Source organism: Escherichia whittamii, assembly GCF_014836715.1.
Taxonomy (GTDB): domain Bacteria; phylum Pseudomonadota; class Gammaproteobacteria; order Enterobacterales; family Enterobacteriaceae; genus Escherichia; species Escherichia whittamii.
Genome location: NZ_JACSQI010000015.1, coordinates 82,908 through 102,134 on the forward strand (window position 1 = coordinate 82,908; position 19,227 = coordinate 102,134).

At 50.5% G+C, this 19,227-nt stretch carries 14 protein-coding genes; 10 read left to right on the forward strand and 4 right to left on the reverse strand.

Going from position 1 to position 19,227, the window contains the following annotated elements; all coding sequences use genetic code 11:
• The first annotated feature begins 2 nt into the window (after nt 1–2).
• Nucleotides 3–1,430 (forward strand): LutB/LldF family L-lactate oxidation iron-sulfur protein, encoded by a 1,428-nt coding sequence (locus H9644_RS19080; RefSeq protein ID WP_191776031.1) that lies wholly within the window; start codon nt 3–5, stop codon nt 1,428–1,430.
• Nucleotides 1,423–2,118: a LutC/YkgG family protein gene (locus H9644_RS19085; protein WP_105289521.1), complete on the forward strand. Its 696-nt coding sequence runs from the start codon at nt 1,423–1,425 to the stop codon at nt 2,116–2,118. The genes H9644_RS19080 and H9644_RS19085 overlap by 8 nt, the downstream gene beginning before the upstream one ends.
• 114 nt (nt 2,119–2,232) lie before the next feature.
• On the opposite strand, the gene H9644_RS21750 is transcribed toward H9644_RS19085, so the two are convergent.
• On the reverse strand, nt 2,233–2,355 hold the full coding sequence (locus tag H9644_RS21750; protein WP_262364636.1) for a hypothetical protein: 123 nt from the start codon (nt 2,353–2,355) through the stop codon (nt 2,233–2,235).
• Between the two features lie 688 nt (nt 2,356–3,043).
• Here H9644_RS21750 and H9644_RS19090 point away from each other — a divergent pair.
• Nucleotides 3,044–7,045 carry an autotransporter outer membrane beta-barrel domain-containing protein gene (locus tag H9644_RS19090; RefSeq protein WP_191776034.1) on the forward strand — a complete coding sequence of 1,334 codons (4,002 nt, stop codon included), beginning with the start codon at nt 3,044–3,046 and terminating at the stop codon, nt 7,043–7,045.
• A gap of 139 nt (nt 7,046–7,184) precedes the next feature.
• Nucleotides 7,185–8,273, forward strand: a complete 1,089-nt coding sequence (locus H9644_RS19095) for an EAL domain-containing protein (RefSeq protein WP_064530498.1) — start codon at nt 7,185–7,187, stop codon at nt 8,271–8,273.
• A 41-nt stretch (nt 8,274–8,314) separates the two neighbouring features.
• On the opposite strand, the gene H9644_RS19100 is transcribed toward H9644_RS19095, so the two are convergent.
• Entirely contained in the window at nt 8,315–9,247 is a 933-nt protein-coding gene (locus H9644_RS19100; RefSeq protein ID WP_064530499.1) for a LysR substrate-binding domain-containing protein, read from the reverse strand.
• A 91-nt stretch (nt 9,248–9,338) separates the two neighbouring features.
• Nucleotides 9,339–9,836 carry a DUF1097 domain-containing protein gene (locus tag H9644_RS19105; protein ID WP_064530500.1) on the reverse strand — a complete coding sequence of 166 codons (498 nt, stop codon included), beginning with the start codon at nt 9,834–9,836 and terminating at the stop codon, nt 9,339–9,341.
• A gap of 257 nt (nt 9,837–10,093) precedes the next feature.
• Between H9644_RS19105 and H9644_RS19110 the strand changes: the two genes are divergently transcribed.
• The 6 genes from H9644_RS19110 (at nt 10,094) to H9644_RS19135 (ending at nt 17,131) form a co-directional block, all read left to right on the forward strand.
• On the forward strand, nt 10,094–10,699 hold the full coding sequence (locus H9644_RS19110; protein ID WP_105289523.1) for an ankyrin repeat domain-containing protein: 606 nt from the start codon (nt 10,094–10,096) through the stop codon (nt 10,697–10,699).
• Between the two features lie 39 nt (nt 10,700–10,738).
• Nucleotides 10,739–11,602, forward strand: coding sequence for a DUF2877 domain-containing protein (locus H9644_RS19115; RefSeq protein WP_105289524.1), 864 nt, complete (start codon nt 10,739–10,741; stop codon nt 11,600–11,602).
• Nucleotides 11,592–13,139: an acyl-CoA synthetase FdrA gene (fdrA, locus tag H9644_RS19120; protein ID WP_064530503.1), complete on the forward strand. Its 1,548-nt coding sequence runs from the start codon at nt 11,592–11,594 to the stop codon at nt 13,137–13,139. Before H9644_RS19115 ends, fdrA begins: the two co-directional genes overlap by 11 nt.
• The gene (locus H9644_RS19125; RefSeq protein WP_064530504.1) at nt 13,139–14,557 is read left to right on the forward strand and encodes a YlbE family protein; all 1,419 of its coding nucleotides are present in this window, start codon (nt 13,139–13,141) and stop codon (nt 14,555–14,557) included. The genes fdrA and H9644_RS19125 overlap by 1 nt, the downstream gene beginning before the upstream one ends.
• Before the next feature lie 231 nt (nt 14,558–14,788).
• Nucleotides 14,789–15,739, forward strand: a complete 951-nt coding sequence (locus H9644_RS19130; protein WP_191776037.1) for a carbamate kinase family protein — start codon at nt 14,789–14,791, stop codon at nt 15,737–15,739.
• Nucleotides 15,740–15,748: 9 nt separating this feature from the next.
• Nucleotides 15,749–17,131, forward strand: coding sequence for an amidohydrolase family protein (locus H9644_RS19135; RefSeq protein WP_191776040.1), 1,383 nt, complete (start codon nt 15,749–15,751; stop codon nt 17,129–17,131).
• A gap of 154 nt (nt 17,132–17,285) precedes the next feature.
• On the opposite strand, the gene H9644_RS19140 is transcribed toward H9644_RS19135, so the two are convergent.
• On the reverse strand, nt 17,286–19,151 hold the full coding sequence (locus H9644_RS19140; RefSeq protein ID WP_191776043.1) for a YaaW family protein: 1,866 nt from the start codon (nt 19,149–19,151) through the stop codon (nt 17,286–17,288).
• Nucleotides 19,152–19,227 lie beyond the last annotated feature (76 nt).

Here is a 19,227-nt window from a genome sequence, read left to right on the forward strand (position 1 = left end):
AGATGTCGATCAAAACCAGTAATACAGAATTCAAGACACGCATCCGTCAGCAAATTGAAGATCCGATCATGCGCAAAGCCGTGGCAAACGCGCAGCAGCGTATTGGGGCAAATCGGCAAAAAATGGTGGATGAATTAGGTCACTGGGAGGAGTGGCGCGATCGTGCCAGCCAGATACGTGATCATGTTCTGAGTAATCTTGATGCTTATCTGTATCAGCTCTCCGAAAAAGTAACGCAAAACGGCGGTCACGTCTATTTTGCAAAAACCAAAGAAGACGCTACCCGCTACATTTTACAGGTCGCCCAACGCAAAAATGCCCGGAAGGTGGTGAAATCTAAATCGATGGTGACCGAAGAGATTGGCGTCAATCATGTGTTGCAGGATGCTGGCATTCAGGTGATTGAAACCGATCTGGGGGAATACATTCTTCAGTTGGATCAAGATCCGCCATCTCATGTTGTGGTCCCGGCTATCCATAAAGATCGCCACCAGATCCGCCGGGTGCTACACGAACGTCTGGGCTATGATGGCCCGGAAACGCCGGAAGCGATGACCTTATTCATCCGTCAAAAGATCCGTGAAGATTTCCTCAGTGCCGAAATCGGTATAACCGGTTGTAATTTCGCGGTGGCAGAAACCGGTTCGGTGTGCCTGGTGACCAATGAAGGTAATGCGCGAATGTGTACCACGCTACCTAAAACACACATTGCGGTGATGGGGATGGAGCGTATCGCCCCCACGTTTGCCGAGGTTGATGTATTGATCACCATGCTGGCGCGCAGTGCCGTTGGCGCACGTTTGACGGGATACAACACCTGGCTGACAGGGCCGCGCGAAGCGGGGCATGTGGACGGGCCTGAAGAGTTTCATCTGGTTATTGTTGATAACGGGCGTTCTGAGGTGCTGGCCTCTGAATTTCGGGATGTGCTGCGCTGTATTCGCTGCGGGGCCTGCATGAATACTTGTCCGGCATATCGCCACATTGGCGGTCACGGATACGGCTCTATTTACCCAGGAGCAATCGGCGCGGTGATTTCTCCACTGCTTGGCGGCTATAAAGATTTTAAAGATCTGCCCTACGCCTGCTCTTTATGCACGGCCTGTGACAGCGTTTGCCCAGTGCGTATTCCTCTGTCCAAACTGATTTTGCGTCACCGTCGGGTGATGGCTGAAAAAGGGATCACCGCAAAAGCAGAGCAACGGGCGATCAAAATGTTCGCTTATGCCAATAGCCATCCGGGATTGTGGAAAGTCGGAATGATGGCTGGCGCCCATGCGGCAAGCTGGTTTATCAATGGCGGCAAAACACCACTCAAGTTTGGCGCGATTAGCGACTGGATGGAAGCACGCGATCTTCCCGAAGCTGACGGCGAGAGTTTCCGTAGTTGGTTTAAGAAACATCAGGCGCAGGAGAAAAAGAATGGATAATCGAAGAGAATTCTTGCAAAACGTTGCTCAGGCACTGGGGCGTCCGCTGCGACTCGAACCGCAAACGGAAGATGTGCCGCTTAACAACTATGCTAACGAGCGTCTTACTGAACTTAATCAGCAACAGCGCTGTGACGCGTTTATCCAGTTTGCCAGTGATGTCATGTTGACGCGTTGTGAACTGACCAGCGAGGCGCAGGCCGCAGAAGCTGCATTACGCCTGTGTAAAGAGCTGGGAGATCAGTCGGTTGTGATTAGCGGTGACTCGCGACTGGAAGAACTGGGGATCAGTGAACGTTTACAACAGGAATGCAATGCCGCCGTGTGGGATCCGCTGAAAGGTGCCGAGAATATCTCGCAGGCAGAGCAGGCTAAAGTTGGCGTTGTGTATGCTGAATATGGCTTAACAGAGTCGGGAGGCGTGGTGCTTTTTTCCGCCACTGAGCGTGGGCGCTCGTTGAGTCTGCTCCCTGAGTCCTCAATTTTTATCCTGCGCAAAAGCACCATCCTGCCACGTGTGGCGCAACTTGCAGAAAAATTGCATCAGAAAGCACAGTCCGGTGAACGTATGCCGTCCTGCATAAACATCATTAGCGGCCCTAGTTCAACGGCGGATATTGAGCTTATTAAAGTCGTTGGGGTTCATGGCCCGGTTAAAGCGGTATACCTGATTATTGAGGATTGCTGAGAGGGAGTAGCATGAGAGTTACCTCAGGTTTTTATAGCAGGATTTAGTCCCGTATCAGAACGGTAACTCTCAACCTTGCAAGGCCTACAGTTAAATCAAGTCGCGACTGAATTTTTAGCTCGTAGCGGCATTCTGTTCGCCACAAAATACGCAGCCGTGCTTCTCGCCAGTCATCATTGACGTGTCCACCACGCACAGGCCTTCCGGTTCGTATACGCGGGCTTCACCTTCGGCCACTGCCGTCTCGTGCACGTTCGCACGGGGGAAAGGCGGTAGGCACAAACTCGTCGAGCTGTTTATCGGTCTGACAATCGATACCCAGGGAATAGCGTGATGTTCCAGAACGTATGATTGCTATTGCATAAAACTGCGCCATGTCTGCATATGGTGCGAGAATCATTGACCTTCTGTAGAGTTTTATGCATATATTATATATAGTTGTAATTTCATATCTTGTAATTTCTCTTAGTCACTTGTAAATCATATATTCTATTAATTAACGATTTTATATGAATAAAAGCTGAATGGATTCAGTCCTATGCGCATATATATTTTTTAATAAGACAATTCTTATATTTAAATACCTAATTAGAGTTATTACTTTTGCTGATTATATATTAAATACGAAACGCCTGCTTCTTGTTTATATTTTGAGTTGATTTGAGTTCTTAGATACATATAATGCGCGTATGTTCGATACTGGGTGCTAATGTAAGGATAAAGTTAAGATTGTTAATTTGAAATAGGTGTCCGGTAGTAAGTTAATTTTTTATTGCTCTCTGAACTACATACCCAGGTATGTGGTTATCAATGTTATGCGATTTTTTTGAATTTATATATGCGATGAACAGCAACCGGGATGGCATTTTATGCGTTGCTGTTTAAGCAATCTTGGTTTTATTTGGATGTATTGCTGGAGATTGTGATGAATAAAATATATCGGCTAAAGTGGAACAGGTCCCGTAACTGTTGGAGCGTCTGCTCTGAACTGGGAAGCAAAATAAAAGGAAAAAAGTCCCGGGCTGTTTTAATTAGCGCGATAAGTTTATATTCATCTCTGGCGTTCTCTGGTGATTTCATCGTGAACCAGGACCAGACTGTTGATTACGGCAAAGCCGATCAGAACATCGATTACCGTATTACGGTGACTGATAATGCTAATCTGGTTATCAACGTTACAGACACTTCTCGTCCACGTTTCACACTCAATTCTGGTGGCGGGTTGGATATCACCGGAGGGAAAGTCTATATCAATGGTCAGCTTGACGTCCTGCTGAAAGGGACGGGTTTCCTGAACGTCTCAAATGCCGGTAGTGAATTGTATGCTGATGATCTCTATGACTCAAACTCCGGCTCCAGGCATGATCGCGGCTATTTTAATGTCTCCAATGGCGGCAAAATTCATGTTAAGGGTACCAGTCGTCTGACTTATACGCAGGGAAATGTCAGTGGGGAAGGCAGCCAGGTAAATTCTGAAACCTTCTTTATGGGCGTTTTCAGCAGTTACGGTGGTAATCAGTATCTGTCAGTTAATAACGGCGGTGAAGTTAATGCCAGTAAGCAAATTAGCCTGGGCTATTATAATCAAAACTCCGATACAACGTTGGCAGTCTCGGAAGGTGGTAAAATTTCTGCGCCTACTATTAGTTTAAGCACCAACTCGGAGTTGGCGTTAGGTGCGCAGGAAGGGAGTGATGCGAAAGCGGCAGGGATTATTGATGCTGAAAAAATTGAGTTTGTGTGGGCTTCGACATCCGAGAAGAAAATCACCTTAAACCACACGGATAAAAACGCGACTATTTCCGCGGATATTGTTAGTGGCAGCGAGGGCCTGGGCTATATCAATGCGCTCAATGGCACGACTTACTTAACCGGTGATAACTCTGCCTTTAGCGGTAAAGTCAAAATTGAGCAAAATGGCGCTTTAGGGATCACTCAAAATATAGGTACAGCAGAAATCAACAACCGCGGGAAATTACACCTGAAGGCTGACGATAGCATGACCTTTGCCAATAAGATCTCTGGCAACGGTACAATAAGTATCGACGGTGGGACGGTGGAGTTGACCGGCAATAACAATTCATTCTACGGATATATTGATGTTGCTTCCGATGCTGTCGCGGTTATTTCTGAAGACAAGAATATCGGCCGTGCAGAGCTGGATGTTGATGGCAAATTGCAAATTAATGCCAACAAAGATTGGGTATTTGATAACGATCTTGAAGGTAGAGGCATTGTTGAAATAAACATGGGGAATCACGAATTCTCCTTCGATGAGTTTGCTTATACAGACTGGTTCCAGGGTTCACTGGCGTTCCAGAACACGACATTTAACCTGGAAAAGAATGCTGAGTTTCTGCAAAGAGGCGGGATCACTGCGGGTCAGGGAAGCCAGATAACTGTGGGTAAGGGCGCTCATTCCATTAGCACTCTGGGATTCTCCGGCGGAACCGTTGATTTTGGTGCCCTGACAGCGGGTGCACAGATGACAGAAGGGACGGTCAACGTTAGTAAAACGCTGGATTTGCGCGGCGAGGGTGTGATTCAGGTTTCTGACAGTAACGTTGTAAGCTCAGTATCTCGTGATATTGATTCTGCGTTATCGCTCACTGAAGTTGATGATGGTAACAGCGCCATTAAGCTGGTTGATGCGCAAGGTGCGGAGGTTCTGGGGGATGCAGGTAATCTGCAATTGCAGGATAAAAATGGGCAAATCCTCTCCAGCAGCGCCCAACGTGATATTCAGCAGAATGGACAAACAGCGGCCGTCGGCACTTACGACTATCGTCTGACGAGTGGGGTAAACAATGATGGCCTGTATATCGGCTATGGCCTGACGCAGCTTGATTTGCAGGCTACCGACAGCGATGCCCTGGTGCTGAGTGCTAACGGTAAAAGCGAGAATGCCGCCGATCTCAGCGCAAAGATTACCGGTAGTGGTGACCTGGCATTCAGCAGCCAGAAAGGTCAGACCGTATCGCTTTCTAACAAAGACAACGACTATACCGGTATTACCGATCTGCGCAGCGGGACGCTCTTATTGAATAACGATAATGTGTTAGGTAATACCCGTGAACTGCGTCTGGCGGCAGAGACTGAACTGGATATGAATGGTCACAGCCAGACCGTGGATACGCTCAATGGCAGCGCCGATTCGCTGCTGAACTTAAACGGCGGGAGCCTGACTCTTGCCAACGGGGGGACTTCAGCCGGTTCGTTAACGGGTAACGGGGAGCTGAATATTCAGGACGGCACGCTGGACCTCGCGGGCGATAACAGCAACCTGACGGCCAATATGAATATTGCTGGCTCGGCTAATGTCCTGGTAAGTCATGCACAGGGATTGGGGGGAGCAAACGTTGAGAACAACGGTACCCTGGTGTTAAATAATAAAGGTGAAAAAAGAGCGACGGCCCCTGTTAATTACACTCTGGGCGGTAATCTGACCAACAACGGTACGCTGATGACCGGAGTGTCAGGACAGCAAGCTGGCAACGCGTTGGTTGTGAAGGGGAACTACCACGGTGATAACGGCCGACTGGTGATGAATACGGCACTGAATGGCGATGATTCAGTGACTGATAAATTGGTTGTCGAGGGCGATACCAGCGGCACGACCTCCGTTACGGTGAATAACGCTGGTGGTACAGGCGCGAAAACACTTAACGGTATCGAACTTATCCATGTAGACGGTAAGTCTGAGGGGGAGTTTGTTCAGGCGGGGCGTATTGTTGCGGGCGCGTATGACTACACTCTCGCACGTGGCCAGGGGGCAAACAGCGGTAACTGGTATCTGACCAGCGGTGGTGATTCCGCTGAACCGCAGCCGGAACCAGAGCCGATGCCTAATCCGGAGCCTAATCCGAACCCGACACCGACTCCAGAGCCGACACCGACTCCGACTCCAGAGCCGACGCCGGGTCCGGATCTGAATGTGGATAATGATCTGCGGCCGGAAGCGGGCAGCTACATCGCGAACCTTGCAGCAGCTAATGCAATGTTTACGACTCGTCTGCATGAGCGTCTGGGAAATACGTACTATACCGACATGGTGACGGGTGAGCAGAAACAAACCTCTATGTGGATGCGCCATGAAGGTGGCCACAATAAATGGCGCGATGGCAGCGGTCAGCTGAAAACCCAAAGCAATCGCTATGTTCTGCAACTGGGAGGCGATATCGCGCAGTGGAGCCAAAACGGCAGCGACCGCTGGCATGTTGGGGTCATGGCGGGATATGGCAACAGCGACAGCAAAACCATTTCCTCGCGAACCGGTTATCGTTCAAAAGCGAGTGTGAACGGATATAGCACAGGCCTGTATGCCACCTGGTATGCTGATGACGAGTCGCATAATGGAGCGTATCTCGACAGTTGGGCGCAGTACAGCTGGTTTGATAACACAGTGAAGGGTGATGATTTACAAAGTGAATCCTATAAATCAAAAGGATTTACCGCTTCACTGGAAACCGGATACAAACACAAATTAGCGGAATTTAATGGCAGCCAGGGAACGCGTAATGAATGGTATGTTCAGCCACAAGCGCAGGTTACCTGGATGGGAGTTAAGGCCGATAAGCATCGCGAAAGCAACGGTACTCTTGTTGATAGCAGCGGCGACGGCAACATTCAGACTCGACTTGGCGTAAAAACCTGGTTGAAGAGCCATCATAAAATGGACGATGGCAAATCCCGCGAGTTCCAGCCATTTGTGGAAGTGAACTGGTTGCATAACAGTAAGGATTTCAGCACCAGCATGGATGGCGTGTCAGTCACTCAGGATGGCGCCCGAAATATTGCCGAGATAAAAACGGGTGTTGAAGGACAGCTAAATGCCAACCTGAATGTCTGGGGAAATGTGGGCGTTCAGGTTGCTGATAAGGGATATAATGACACCTCTGCAATGATTGGCGTTAAGTGGCAATTCTGATCTGAATAATAAGTAAAAGGAGAGAGCCGAATGGGTACAAATTCGACTCTCTATGTCATTTTCTTGCAGTCAGCTTTTCCTGCCAGAGTGAAGACAAGCAGATTAAGCTGGTGCACAAGATTTAATCAAGGTGTGTTAAATGGCTTCGCATGATTTGAGTGTTTTTTTGGAAGAGTTCGGCGCAACGGTTAATTTGACGTTGCCTGGTATTGTGTCCGAAAAAGAACGGCTTTTACTCAAGCTGCTCATGGAGGGGATGTCGGTTACAGAAATCTCACAGTACAGAAATCGCAGTGCAAAGACAATTTCACATCAAAAGAAGCAGTTGTATGAGAAATTAGGTATCCAGAGTGATATTACCTTCTGGCGGGATATCTTTTTTCAGTATCATCCGCAGGTAACCACCGCCACGGGAAGTAAAAATAAAATCTATCTTCCTGACAACCGTTGCCACCATATTGTCACACCTGAAGCCATCAGCCTGGCGCTGGAAAACCATGAATTCAAACCGTGGATCCAACCGGTATTTTGTGCACAGACAGGGGTACTGACAGGCTGTGAAGTGCTTGTTCGCTGGGAGCATCCGCAAACGGGAATCATCCCGCCGGATCAATTTATTCCTCTGGCGGAGTCATCTGGTCTTATCGTCATAATGACCCGCCAGTTAATGAAACAGACTGCGGATATTCTGATGCCGGTAAAACATTTGCTGCCGGACAATTTCCATATTGGTATCAACGTATCGGCGGGCTGTTTTTTGGCTACGGGATTTGAAAAAGAGTGTCTGAACCTGGTTAAGAAATTAGGTAACGATAAAATCAAGCTGGTTCTTGAGCTGACGGAACGTAACCCTATTCCGGTAACGCCAGAAGCCAGAGCGATATTTGACAGCCTTCATCAGCACAACATTACCTTTGCGCTGGATGACTTTGGTACTGGTTATGCGACCTATCGTTATTTGCAGGCGTTCCCGGTAGATTTTATTAAGATCGATAAGTCGTTTGTGCAAATGGCGAGCGTGGACGAAATCTCCGGTCATATTGTCGACAATATTGTCGAACTGGCGCGTAAGCCTGGTCTGAGTATCGTGGCGGAAGGGGTAGAAACTCAGGAACAGGCGGATTTAATGATCGGTAAAGGCGTTCACTTTTTGCAGGGCTATTTGTACTCCCCGCCAGTACCCGGTCATAAATTTATTTCTGAATGGGTAATGAAAAACGGTGGTTGATGTAAGCCGCTATTCAGAGTGCGTCGGGAGGTTGGTTGGTATCAATTCTCCCGATGCAGTAAATCCTGATAAATCTCCGTTAATATCCCTTTAGGTGTAAATTGTTTTTTAATCCACTGCGTCACCTGACCCGTTGCAGAGTGCTGGGTCGCCAGCAGCATGCGCGAATCCTGGCGCGGGTTATGGATTTGTCGGGTAACCAGCAGCGATTGCGTCATCGCCTCACGGACCATGTAATCCGGCAAAAAACCAATCCCTTCACCTAAAATCTGGCACTGGCATTTGGTGTTGAAATCTGGCACCAGAATCGACTCCTGCCCGTGCAGCAACCACCCCACCTTTTTATTAATCGTATGCGCGGTATCTTCCACCATGATGTTGGGGTAGAGACGTAGCTGACTTTCAGCGATCGGCTCCGGCACAAAGGCCAATGGGTGATCCGGGGCAATGGCAAATGCCCAGCGAATCGCACCAATTTCAGTGTAATCAATGCCACCGCCGTCCAGCAGTGTATCGGGGGCGCCAATAGCGATATTCGCTTGATTATTAATAATCGCATCCCAGACACCGTTATACACTTCGGTGGTGACGGTAATCTGGCAGGTTGGAAATTGCTTTTTCAGCACCTGCAATAAGCGCGCGGTGTGTTTGGGCGTATAAAGTAGCTGGTTAATACAAATGCGAACCCGTGCTTCTATGCCCTGCGAAATAGTATCGATACTGCGTTTGATGGCGTGAAAATCATTCAGCAGGTCGGTTGCTTTGCGGAAAAAATAACGCCCGGACTCGGTTAACTCAATGCTGCGGGTATTGCGAGTGAACAGCACCACATCCAGCCCCGTCTCCATACGCTTGATGGTGTAGCTAATGGCGGAAGTGGTTAAACCCAACTCTTCTGCCGCTTTACTGAAGCTGCCAAAACGCGCAGCGGTAGTAAACGCCAACAGATTTTCTTCGGTAAAAATTGAGTTCATTAAACCATTTCCGCCATTTTCTAATATGAATTTCTCCAGCCACAACTGTAGATGTATCGATTAAAGATAGATAATCATTTTTGAATAACTTTTAATACCCGTCGCTTTTGGTCGTCACTTCGCTTAATTTTTGTCCGCTATACTCCGAAATTATCCCCACGCAGTTACCCGCCAGGAACCCAAGTAACGTCACCGTCCAGTTCATCCCGCTGGCAAAAAATAGCGTCATGCCGAGAAAGCCACCGGGAATAAAAGACAGTAACCAGAAACGTCCTTGCCAGACCACCACCGCTGAGAAAGGCACAGTAGTAATCACGCTCGCCCAGAACGCGGACAGCCCACTCACAGAGGCCAGCCATCCGGCAGCCAGCGCGGCGAAAAACGCCCACACCATCCCGGAATAATTAACCGCCAGGCTTTTGATAAATCCCGATTTACCGCCGCCTGCGGCATAAAAACTGCAAAAGGCGACGAAGCCTGTCGTTCCTAATAATTCCCATCCCTGAGAGAGCCCGACATGTGAAGACACTAACTGCCAAAGCCCTGCACAAATACCGACGGTTACACCCGTTGCCGTGAGTCCGTTCATCTTGTTCCCCTCTGGTTAGACATGGACGAAAGCTACTCTTACATGTGCAGACTATAGAGAAATAAAACCTGATTGAGTGAAAGGGTATGGCGAGAAAGAGACAAATATTGCACTACCGCACACTGCGAAAAGATTGTTGAACATCATTCAAAAAAAAGGCGAAATACGGCGAATTAAATTTAAGCGGGTTCTTTTATCAGATTATCGTTGCTATTCTCAATTCATCGAAAACAGCCACAAAAACCAGGGGAATGTTAATGAGTATAAAAAATCTACCTGCCGACTATTTATTGGCTGCACAACAGGGCGATATCGATAAAGTAAAAACCTGCCTTGCGCTGGGTGTCGATATTAATACCTGCGATCGTCAGGGGAAAACGGCAATTACGCTGGCAAGTTTATATCAGCAATATGCTTGTGTTCAGGCATTAATTGAAGCTGGTGCGGATATTAATAAACAAGATCAGACCAGTTTAAATCCTTTTTTAATGAGCTGCCTGAACGGTGATTTAACCCTGCTACGAATTATTTTACCGGCTAAACCAGACCTTAATTGCGTTACCCGTTTTGGCGGTGTCGGCCTGACGCCTGCCTGTGAAAAAGGTCATTTAAGTATTGTAAAAGAGCTTTTGGCGCACACCGATATTAACGTTAACCAGACCAACCATGTTGGCTGGACGCCGCTACTGGAAGCGATTGTGCTTAACGATGGCGGGATTAAACAGCAGGCAATTGTCCAGTTATTGCTGGAGCACGGGGCCAGCCCGCATATGACGGATAAATATGGCAAAACGCCGCTGGAACTGGCGCGTGAACGGGGCTTTGAAGAGATTACTCAGTTGCTGATTGCTGCAGGCGCATAAACCGGGAGGCTTGCTATCGACACACCAGAAAGAAGGTGTGTGTGGGCGCTAACTGCGGATGCGGATTTTCTGGCGCAGCGGGGGCAAGGGCTGGTTGAACAAGTCTTTGCCAGAGCGGTAAATATTGTACTCCCGGCCCGCCAGCAGTTGCTGACGCTGCTTTGTGAAGAATACGACAACGCGCCAAACAGTTGTCGGTTGGCACTCACTCACTTTGATGGTCTGTTCCGGCATGGTGATAAGGTTCAGTTTGACGATCAAGGCATTACGGTTGGTCAACATCTTCATATAGAGATGAGTCGTTGCCAGCGTTGGCTGTCCCCAGCACTGCAAGTGGCCACCGAGAAATTTCACCTTATCGCCTGGCAACAGTGGCACGACATTATTCATCAGCACCTGGGGGAAAATGAAACCCTGTTTAATTATCGCGGCGATAATCCCTTTTATCGGGCGTTAAATAAAGAATTACATATCAGGCGACATGCTGTTATTCAGGCAGTAAACGATAAACAAAATATCGCGTCAGCGGTCGCCAACATGATGGGATTAGGGATTGGCCTGACACCATCAGCCGATGATTATTTAACAGGCATGGCGCTTGTTTTATTTATTTCCGGGCATCCGGTAGAAAAATACAAAGAGGAATTTTATCTCGGCCTGCAACGCGGCAGAAATAATACCACGTTATTAAGTGCTATTACGCTGGAAGCCGCATTACAACAACGCTGTCGGGAGAATATTCATCGTTTTATTCGCAATATTATTAATGACATCCCTGAGAACGCAACTCAGGCAATAGAAAAAATTAAACATATTGGCTCCAGTTCCGGCTGCGACATGCTGTATGGCATGGCCGATGGTTGTGCGCTGAGTCAAACCTACGGAGGGAATTATGTCAGTTAAAATAGTCATTAAACCGAATACCTATTTTGATTCTGTCTCGCTGATGTCCATCTCCACGCGTGCAAATAAACTCGACGGTGTCGAGCAGGCATTTGTGGCGATGGCGACCGAAATGAACAAAGGCGTGCTGAAGAATTTAGGGCTGCTGACGCCGGAGCTGGAACAGGCGAAAAACGGCGACCTGATGATTGTCATCAATGGCAAAGCGGGTGCGGACAACGAGCAGTTGCTGGTGGAGATTGAAGAGCTGTTTAATACCAAAGCGCAAAGCGGCTCGCATGAGGCGCGCTATGCCACCCTTGCCAGCGCCAAAAAGCATATCCCGGAAAGTAACCTGGCGGTGATTTCGGTCAACGGTCTGTTTGCCGCTCGCGAAGCGCGTCAGGCACTGCAAAACGACCTCAACGTAATGCTGTTTTCCGATAACGTCTCAGTTGAAGATGAACTAGCGCTCAAGCAACTGGCCCACGAAAAAGGGTTGCTGATGATGGGGCCAGACTGTGGCACGGCGATTATCAACGGCGCGGCGCTCTGCTTTGGTAACGCCGTGCGTCGCGGCAACATCGGTATTGTTGGCGCATCCGGCACTGGTAGCCAGGAACTGAGCGTACGAATCCATGAATTTGGTGGCGGTGTTTCGCAACTGATTGGTACTGGCGGGCGCGACCTGAGCGAGAAAATCGGCGGCCTGATGATGCTCGACGCCATCGGCATGTTAGAAAACGATCCGCAAACTGAAATCATTGCGCTTATCTCCAAACCGCCTGCGCCTGCGGTGGCCCGCAAAGTACTGGAGCGCGCGCGCGCCTGCCGCAAGCCGGTGGTGGTCTGCTTCCTCGGTCGTGGCGAAACGCCAGTGGATGGGCAGGGGCTACAGTTTGCCCGCGGCACCAAAGAGGCGGCGCTGAAAGCGGTGCTGCTCTCCGGCGTGAAGCAAGAACATCTCGACCTGCATACGCTTAACCAGCCGTTGATTGCTGATGTCCGCGCGCGTCTGCAACCACAGCAGAAATACATTCGTGGGCTGTTCTGCGGCGGTACGCTGTGTGACGAAACCATGTTCGCGGTGATGGAAAAACACGGCGATGTTTACAGCAACATCCATCCCGACCCTGAATTCCGCCTGAAAGATATCAACCGCAGCATCAAACACACCTTCCTCGACTTTGGCGATGATGATTTCACCAACGGCAAGCCGCATCCAATGATTGACCCCACCAACCGTATCAGCCGCTTGATCGAAGAAGCGCGCGATCCGGAAGTGGCGGTGATCGTGATGGATTTTGTGCTCGGATTTGGATCGCATGAAGATCCGGTTGGTTCCACTATCGAGGCGATCAAAGAAGCGAAAGCGATCGCCGCTGCCGAAGGGCGCGAGTTGATCATTCTTGCCTATGTACTGGGCACCGATCTCGACACGCCATCGTTAGCACAACAAAGCCAGATGTTGCTTGATGCCGGAGTGATTCTGGCCAGCAGCAGCACCAATACCGGATTGCTGGCGCGTGAATTTATTTGCAAGGGGGAGGAAGCCTGATGAGCCAGTCACTGTTTAGCCAACCGTTGAACGTTATTAACGTCGGCATCGCCATGTTTAGCGATGACCTGAAAAAGCAGCATGTACAAGTGACCCAACTCGACTGGACGCCGCCGGGGCAGGGCAATATGCAGGTGGTGCAGGCACTGGACAACATTGCCGATTCGCCGCTGGCAGACAAAATCGCCGCCGCTAACCAGCAGGCGCTGGAGCGCATTATCCAGTCGCATCCGGTTTTGATCGGCTTTGATCAGGCGATTAACGTGGTGCCGGGTATGACGCCGAAAACCATTCTTCATGCCGGGCCGCCGGTCACCTGGGAAAAAATGTGCGGCGCGATGAAAGGCGCGGTCACCGGGGCGCTGGTGTTCGAAGGGCTGGCGAAAGATCTCGATGAGGCGGCTGAACTGGCGGCCTCCGGGGAGATCACTTTCTCGCCGTGCCACGAACACGACTGTGTGGGATCAATGGCGGGCGTCACCTCGGCCTCGATGTTTATGCACATCGTGAAAAACAAAACCTACGGCAACGTCGCTTACACCAACATGAGCGAGCAGATGGCGAAGATTTTGCGTATGGGCGCTAACGACCAGAGCGTGATCGACCGCCTCAACTGGATGCGCGATGTGCAGGGGCCAATGCTGCGCGACGCCATGAAAATTATTGGTGAGATCGATCTGCGCTTAATGCTGGCGCAGGCGCTGCATATGGGCGATGAGTGCCATAACCGCAACAACGCCGGGACGACGTTGCTGATTCAGGCGCTGACGCCGGGGATTATTCAGGCAGGTTATTCCGTCGAGCAACAGCGCGAAGTGTTTGAGTTTGTCGCCAGCAGCGACTACTTCTCCGGCCCGACGTGGATGGCGATGTGTAAAGCGGCGATGGATGCGGCGCACGGCATCGAATACAGCACCGTGGTCACCACCATGGCGCGTAACGGCGTTGAGTTCGGCCTGCGGGTTAGCGGCCTGCCGGGGCAGTGGTTTACCGGCCCGGCGCAGCAGGTCATCGGCCCGATGTTTGCCGGTTATAAGCCGGAAGATTCGGGGCTGGATATCGGCGACAGTGCCATCACCGAAACCTACGGTATTGGCGGATTTGCCATGGCGACCGCGCCTGCAATCGTCGCGCTGGTGGGCGGCACGGTGGAAGAAGCTATCGATTTTTCTCGTCAGATGCGCGAAATCACTCTTGGCGAAAACCCCAACGTCACCATCCCGCTGCTCGGTTTTATGGGCGTGCCGTCGGCTATCGACATCACCCGCGTGGGTAGCAGCGGCATTCTGCCAGTGATCAACACCGCCATTGCTCATAAAGATGCAGGCGTCGGCATGATTGGCGCGGGCATTGTGCACCCACCATTCGCCTGCTTCGAGAAAGCCATTCTTGGCTGGTGCGAACGTTACGGCGTCTGACCTGCGTGTTTATGCCGGATGCGGCGTGAACGCCTTATCCGGCCTACGAATGGTGCAAGAATCTGTAGGCCTGATAAGCGTAGCGCATCAGGCATTTGTCACCATTGCCGGATGCGGCGTGAATGCCTTATCCAGTTTGTAGGCCTGATAAGCGTAGCGCATCAGGCAATTTGGCGTTGGTCATAACCTTACTCTCATAACCTCATCACCCTCTGTAGCGGACATAACAACATGAAAGAACTTGTGGTCGTTGCCATTGGTGGCAACAGCATTATCAAAGATAACGCCAGCCAGTCGATTGAGCATCAGGCGGAGGCGGTGAAAGCCGTCGCCGATACGGTGCTGGAAATGCTGGCTTCCGATTACGACATTGTGCTGACCCACGGCAACGGGCCGCAGGTCGGACTGGATTTACGCCGCGCGGAGATTGCCCACGAGCGCGAAGGGCTGCCCTTAACGCCGCTGGCGAACTGTGTGGCGGATACACAAGGCGGCATTGGCTATCTGATCCAACAGGCGCTGAACAACCGGCTGGCGCGCCACGGCGAGAAAAAAGCCGTCACCGTGGTGACTCAAGTGGAAGTGGATAAAAACGATCCAGGTTTTGCTCATCCCACCAAGCCCATCGGCGCATTCTTTAGTAACAGCCAGCGTGACCAGTTACAAAAGGCAAACCCTGACTGGCGTTTTGTTGAAGACGCCGGACGAGGCTATCGCCGCGTGGTCGCCTCGCCGGAACCGAAACGTATTGTTGAAGCACCTGCCATTAAGGCGCTGATCCAACAAGGCTTTGTAGTGATTGGCGCGGGCGGTGGCGGCATTCCGGTGGTGCGCAGCGAAGCGGGGGATTACCAAAGCGTGGACGCGGTTATCGACAAAGATCTCTCCACCGCGCTACTGGCCCGCGAAATTCACGCCGACATTCTGGTGATCACCACCGGCGTGGAAAAGGTGTGTATTCACTTTGGCAAACCGCAGCAGCAGGCGCTCGATCGCGTAGATATTGCCACCATGACCCGCTATATGCGGGAAGGGCATTTCCCGCCAGGCAGCATGTTGCCAAAAATCATCGCCAGCCTGACGTTCCTGGAACAGGGCGGTAAAGAAGTGATTATCACCACGCCGGAATGCCTGCCAGCGGCGCTGCGCGGTGAAACGGGCACTCATATTATTAAAACGTAAGGACGTAAGATGAAAGAAAGCAATAGCCGCCGTGAGTTTCTGAGCCAGAGCGGTAAGATGGTCACCGCCGCCGCGCTGTTTGGTACCTCTGTGCCACTCGCCCATGCGGCGGTCTCTGGCATCACAAACTGCGAAGCGAATAACACCATGAAAATCACTGACCCGCACTACTATCTCGACAACGTGCTGCTGGAAACCGGTTTTGACTACGAAAACGGCGTGGCGGTGCAGACCCGCACGGCGCGCCAGACCGTGGAGATTCAGAACGGTAAAATTGTTGCCCTGCGCGAGAACAAGCAACATCCGGACGCCACGCTGCCGCACTATGACGCTGGCGGTAAGTTGATGCTGCCCACCACCCGCGACATGCACATTCATCTCGACAAAACCTTTTACGGCGGGCCGTGGCGCTCGCTCAATCGTCCGGCAGGCACCACCATCCAGGACATGATCGCGCTCGAGCAGAAAATGCTGCCGGAGCTGCAACCGTACACTCAGGAGCGGGCGGAAAAACTGATCGATTTATTGCAGTCGAAAGGCACCACCATTGCCCGCAGCCACTGCAATATCGAACCGGTTTCCGGCCTGAAAAATCTGCAAAATTTGCAGGCGGTGCTGGCGCGACGTCAGCCGGGCTTCGAGTGTGAAATTGTCGCCTTCCCGCAGCACGGTTTGCTGTTGTCGAAATCTGAACCCTTAATGCGTGAAGCGATGCAGGCAGGGGCGCATTACGTCGGCGGGCTGGACCCCACCAGTGTTGATGGCGCGATGGAAAAATCTCTCGATACCATGTTCCAGATTGCGCTGGACTATGACAAAGGCGTTGATATTCACCTGCACGAAACCACTCCTGCGGGCGTGGCGGCCATCAATTATATGGTTGAAACGGTAGAAAAAACGCCGCAGCTGAAGGGCAAGCTGACCATCAGCCACGCCTTTGCGCTGGCAACGCTCAACGAGCAACAGGTGGATGAGCTGGCGAATCGCATGGCGGCGCAGCAAATATCTATCGCCTCGACGGTGCCGATTGGCACGTTACATATGCCGCTCAAACAGCTGCACGACAAGGGCGTGAAAGTCATGACCGGCACCGACAGCGTTATCGACCACTGGTCGCCTTACGGCCTGGGAGACATGCTGGAAAAGGCCAATCTGTACGCGCAGCTTTATATTCGTCCCAATGAGCAGAACCTCTCCCGTTCGCTGTTTTTAGCCACTGGTGATGTATTGCCGCTGAATGAAAAAGGCGAGCGTGTCTGGCCAAAAGCGCAGGATGACGCCAGCTTTGTGCTGGTGGACGCCTCCTGTTCCGCCGAGGCGGTAGCGCGTATTTCACCGCGCACGGCAACGTTCCATAAAGGGCAACTGGTGTGGGGGCGTGTGGCAGAGTGATATGCATTTGAAATGTCTGCAACGGTGAGTCGTAAGAGATTTATAGCCCCAGGGAGTGGGGCAGCCTGAATACAGGGTTGTTGGCCTTGATTCTCCTGAGCCGGAGAAATTATGAATGACACCGCTAACCACACCGCAAATATTGCGAGCCGCCTTAAGCATCCGGCAACGCATAACACTTCACTGGTTTACCGTCTTTCATTTCCACCAACATGCGGCTGGTCTGCAACGGCTTGTCCAGCATATTTTGCTGGAATTGGTCGAACGCCTGGCGAGCTTCCTTAATTGCTACTTTTTGCGGCATTAAGCGGTTATTGCACCATTTTCGCAAAATGACTTTATTGGCGCTGGTGGTATTCGCCTGTTCCGCTACGGCGCTGATGCTATCAATTCGTGACTGTAATTGTTTTTCTACCTTGCTGATAACCGTATCGAACTGCGCGTAATGATGTTCTATAGCCTGCTGGCGGCGCTCTACCAGCATCGTCTGACCCTCACTATGGCTGACCAGATGCAATGCTTGCCCGCGTACCTTCATCGCTAAATCCCACTCCATCGTCCGTTCTTCGATAATTTTTTGTTGCGCCTGAATTTTACTGGTGATTGTTGCGCTACTGAAAAAACTGCCGTCATTTATAGAGGCTACCTTCTCGCCAGCAAAGGCAATATCCGTCAGTAGATGATCCTGGAGTGTTGAAAAATCCTTTTCGATAGCTTCAAGCATTTGCCGTATTTCTGGCGAAGATTGCCCCTCAATGACGACAGGCGTGATTTGCTGTAAATACTGAATAGCGCCGACAATTTCAGATTTGCGGGCATTGTTCTGGAATGCAGAAATCTCCCGAATAGTTTCAATTATCTGCGTTAGTTTGTTGCTGATATCTGCCAGATGTTTTTGCGCCAGTATCGCCGAGGCGACATTCAGTAATATGCCGGCATTGACCAATTGATTCAGTTTGTCAGGGTTCAGCAAAACTGCGTGCGCTTTAATCCCTTTTTCCCCGAGGCTGAAGCCACGATATCCCGAGCCATCTTTCACTTTCGCCAGTGCGCCATCAATAATAACTTCCATATAGTGATGACTGGCAATATGGGCGGCGGTGGCGAGCGAAGGAAGCGTCTGTAAGAGTGGGCCTAACCGTGAAATTTCAGTAATGTCATGCCGTACCAGAGTGTCGGGATGGGTAATTTTATTTAAAGCGATAGACGATACAGTTAAAACGCGCTGCGACTTTTCATTTTCAAACACCCAGCGATTGTCATAGTTTGCGGTTGAAATTGTCGTTGATGATACCGATTCGCTCAGACGGTGATGGCGGGAATTTTTTAAGCGAATCCAGGCAATTTGCACCACACAGGGCAAGGTGATCCGAAACGCCGGGTTGGAAATATCATAAGCGGTATATAAGCCGGTGAGGGCTAACCCGACAGGACCGGTGAGAACGCCCAACACGCGACCTATCCCCAGACCCGCAATGAGCGGTAGTGCCTTCCCCGTGGCGATCTGCGCCAGACCGCTTGCTACCATTGCCGCACGTTGCAAAAGTGGCAGCTCCATACGTGACAGCTTATCCAGGCTGATACTGGTGTTAATTCCCATATCGCGGAGAAGCTGACGGCGATCGTCATCTGACATTTTGCTCCAGGATGAAGCGAAAACGGCATCAATAATCAGTGATTCTTTTTCTTTTACCGGGGCATTTTTCGCGACTTTGATTTTCAGATGGCTGGCGACATCGTCAACTATTTCGCTATAGCTAACGCCATTGCGTCGGAACAGATTCATTACGGTGTTACCGCCAAAATGTTGCAGTTCGCGAATCAGCAAACGCAATGTTTCCTCATCAACAGCTTCGCTATTTTTACCATCGCGCAAGGCCTTTTTAACGCGGTCAGACTGGGAAAAATTAAATTTTCCGTCTGGCGTAATGTAATCAATCAGCAGATCGATATCGTTTTTGTCGGCGTTCAGTAGCAGAGCAACCAGCGTTTCATCGCCCTTAATGTCAATCTCACTCATTTAATTGTCTCATTGAATAGTGACTGGACGTTATTAGAAGCAGCGCGCCCCATGAAAAAGTTTCATACGTAAGTCT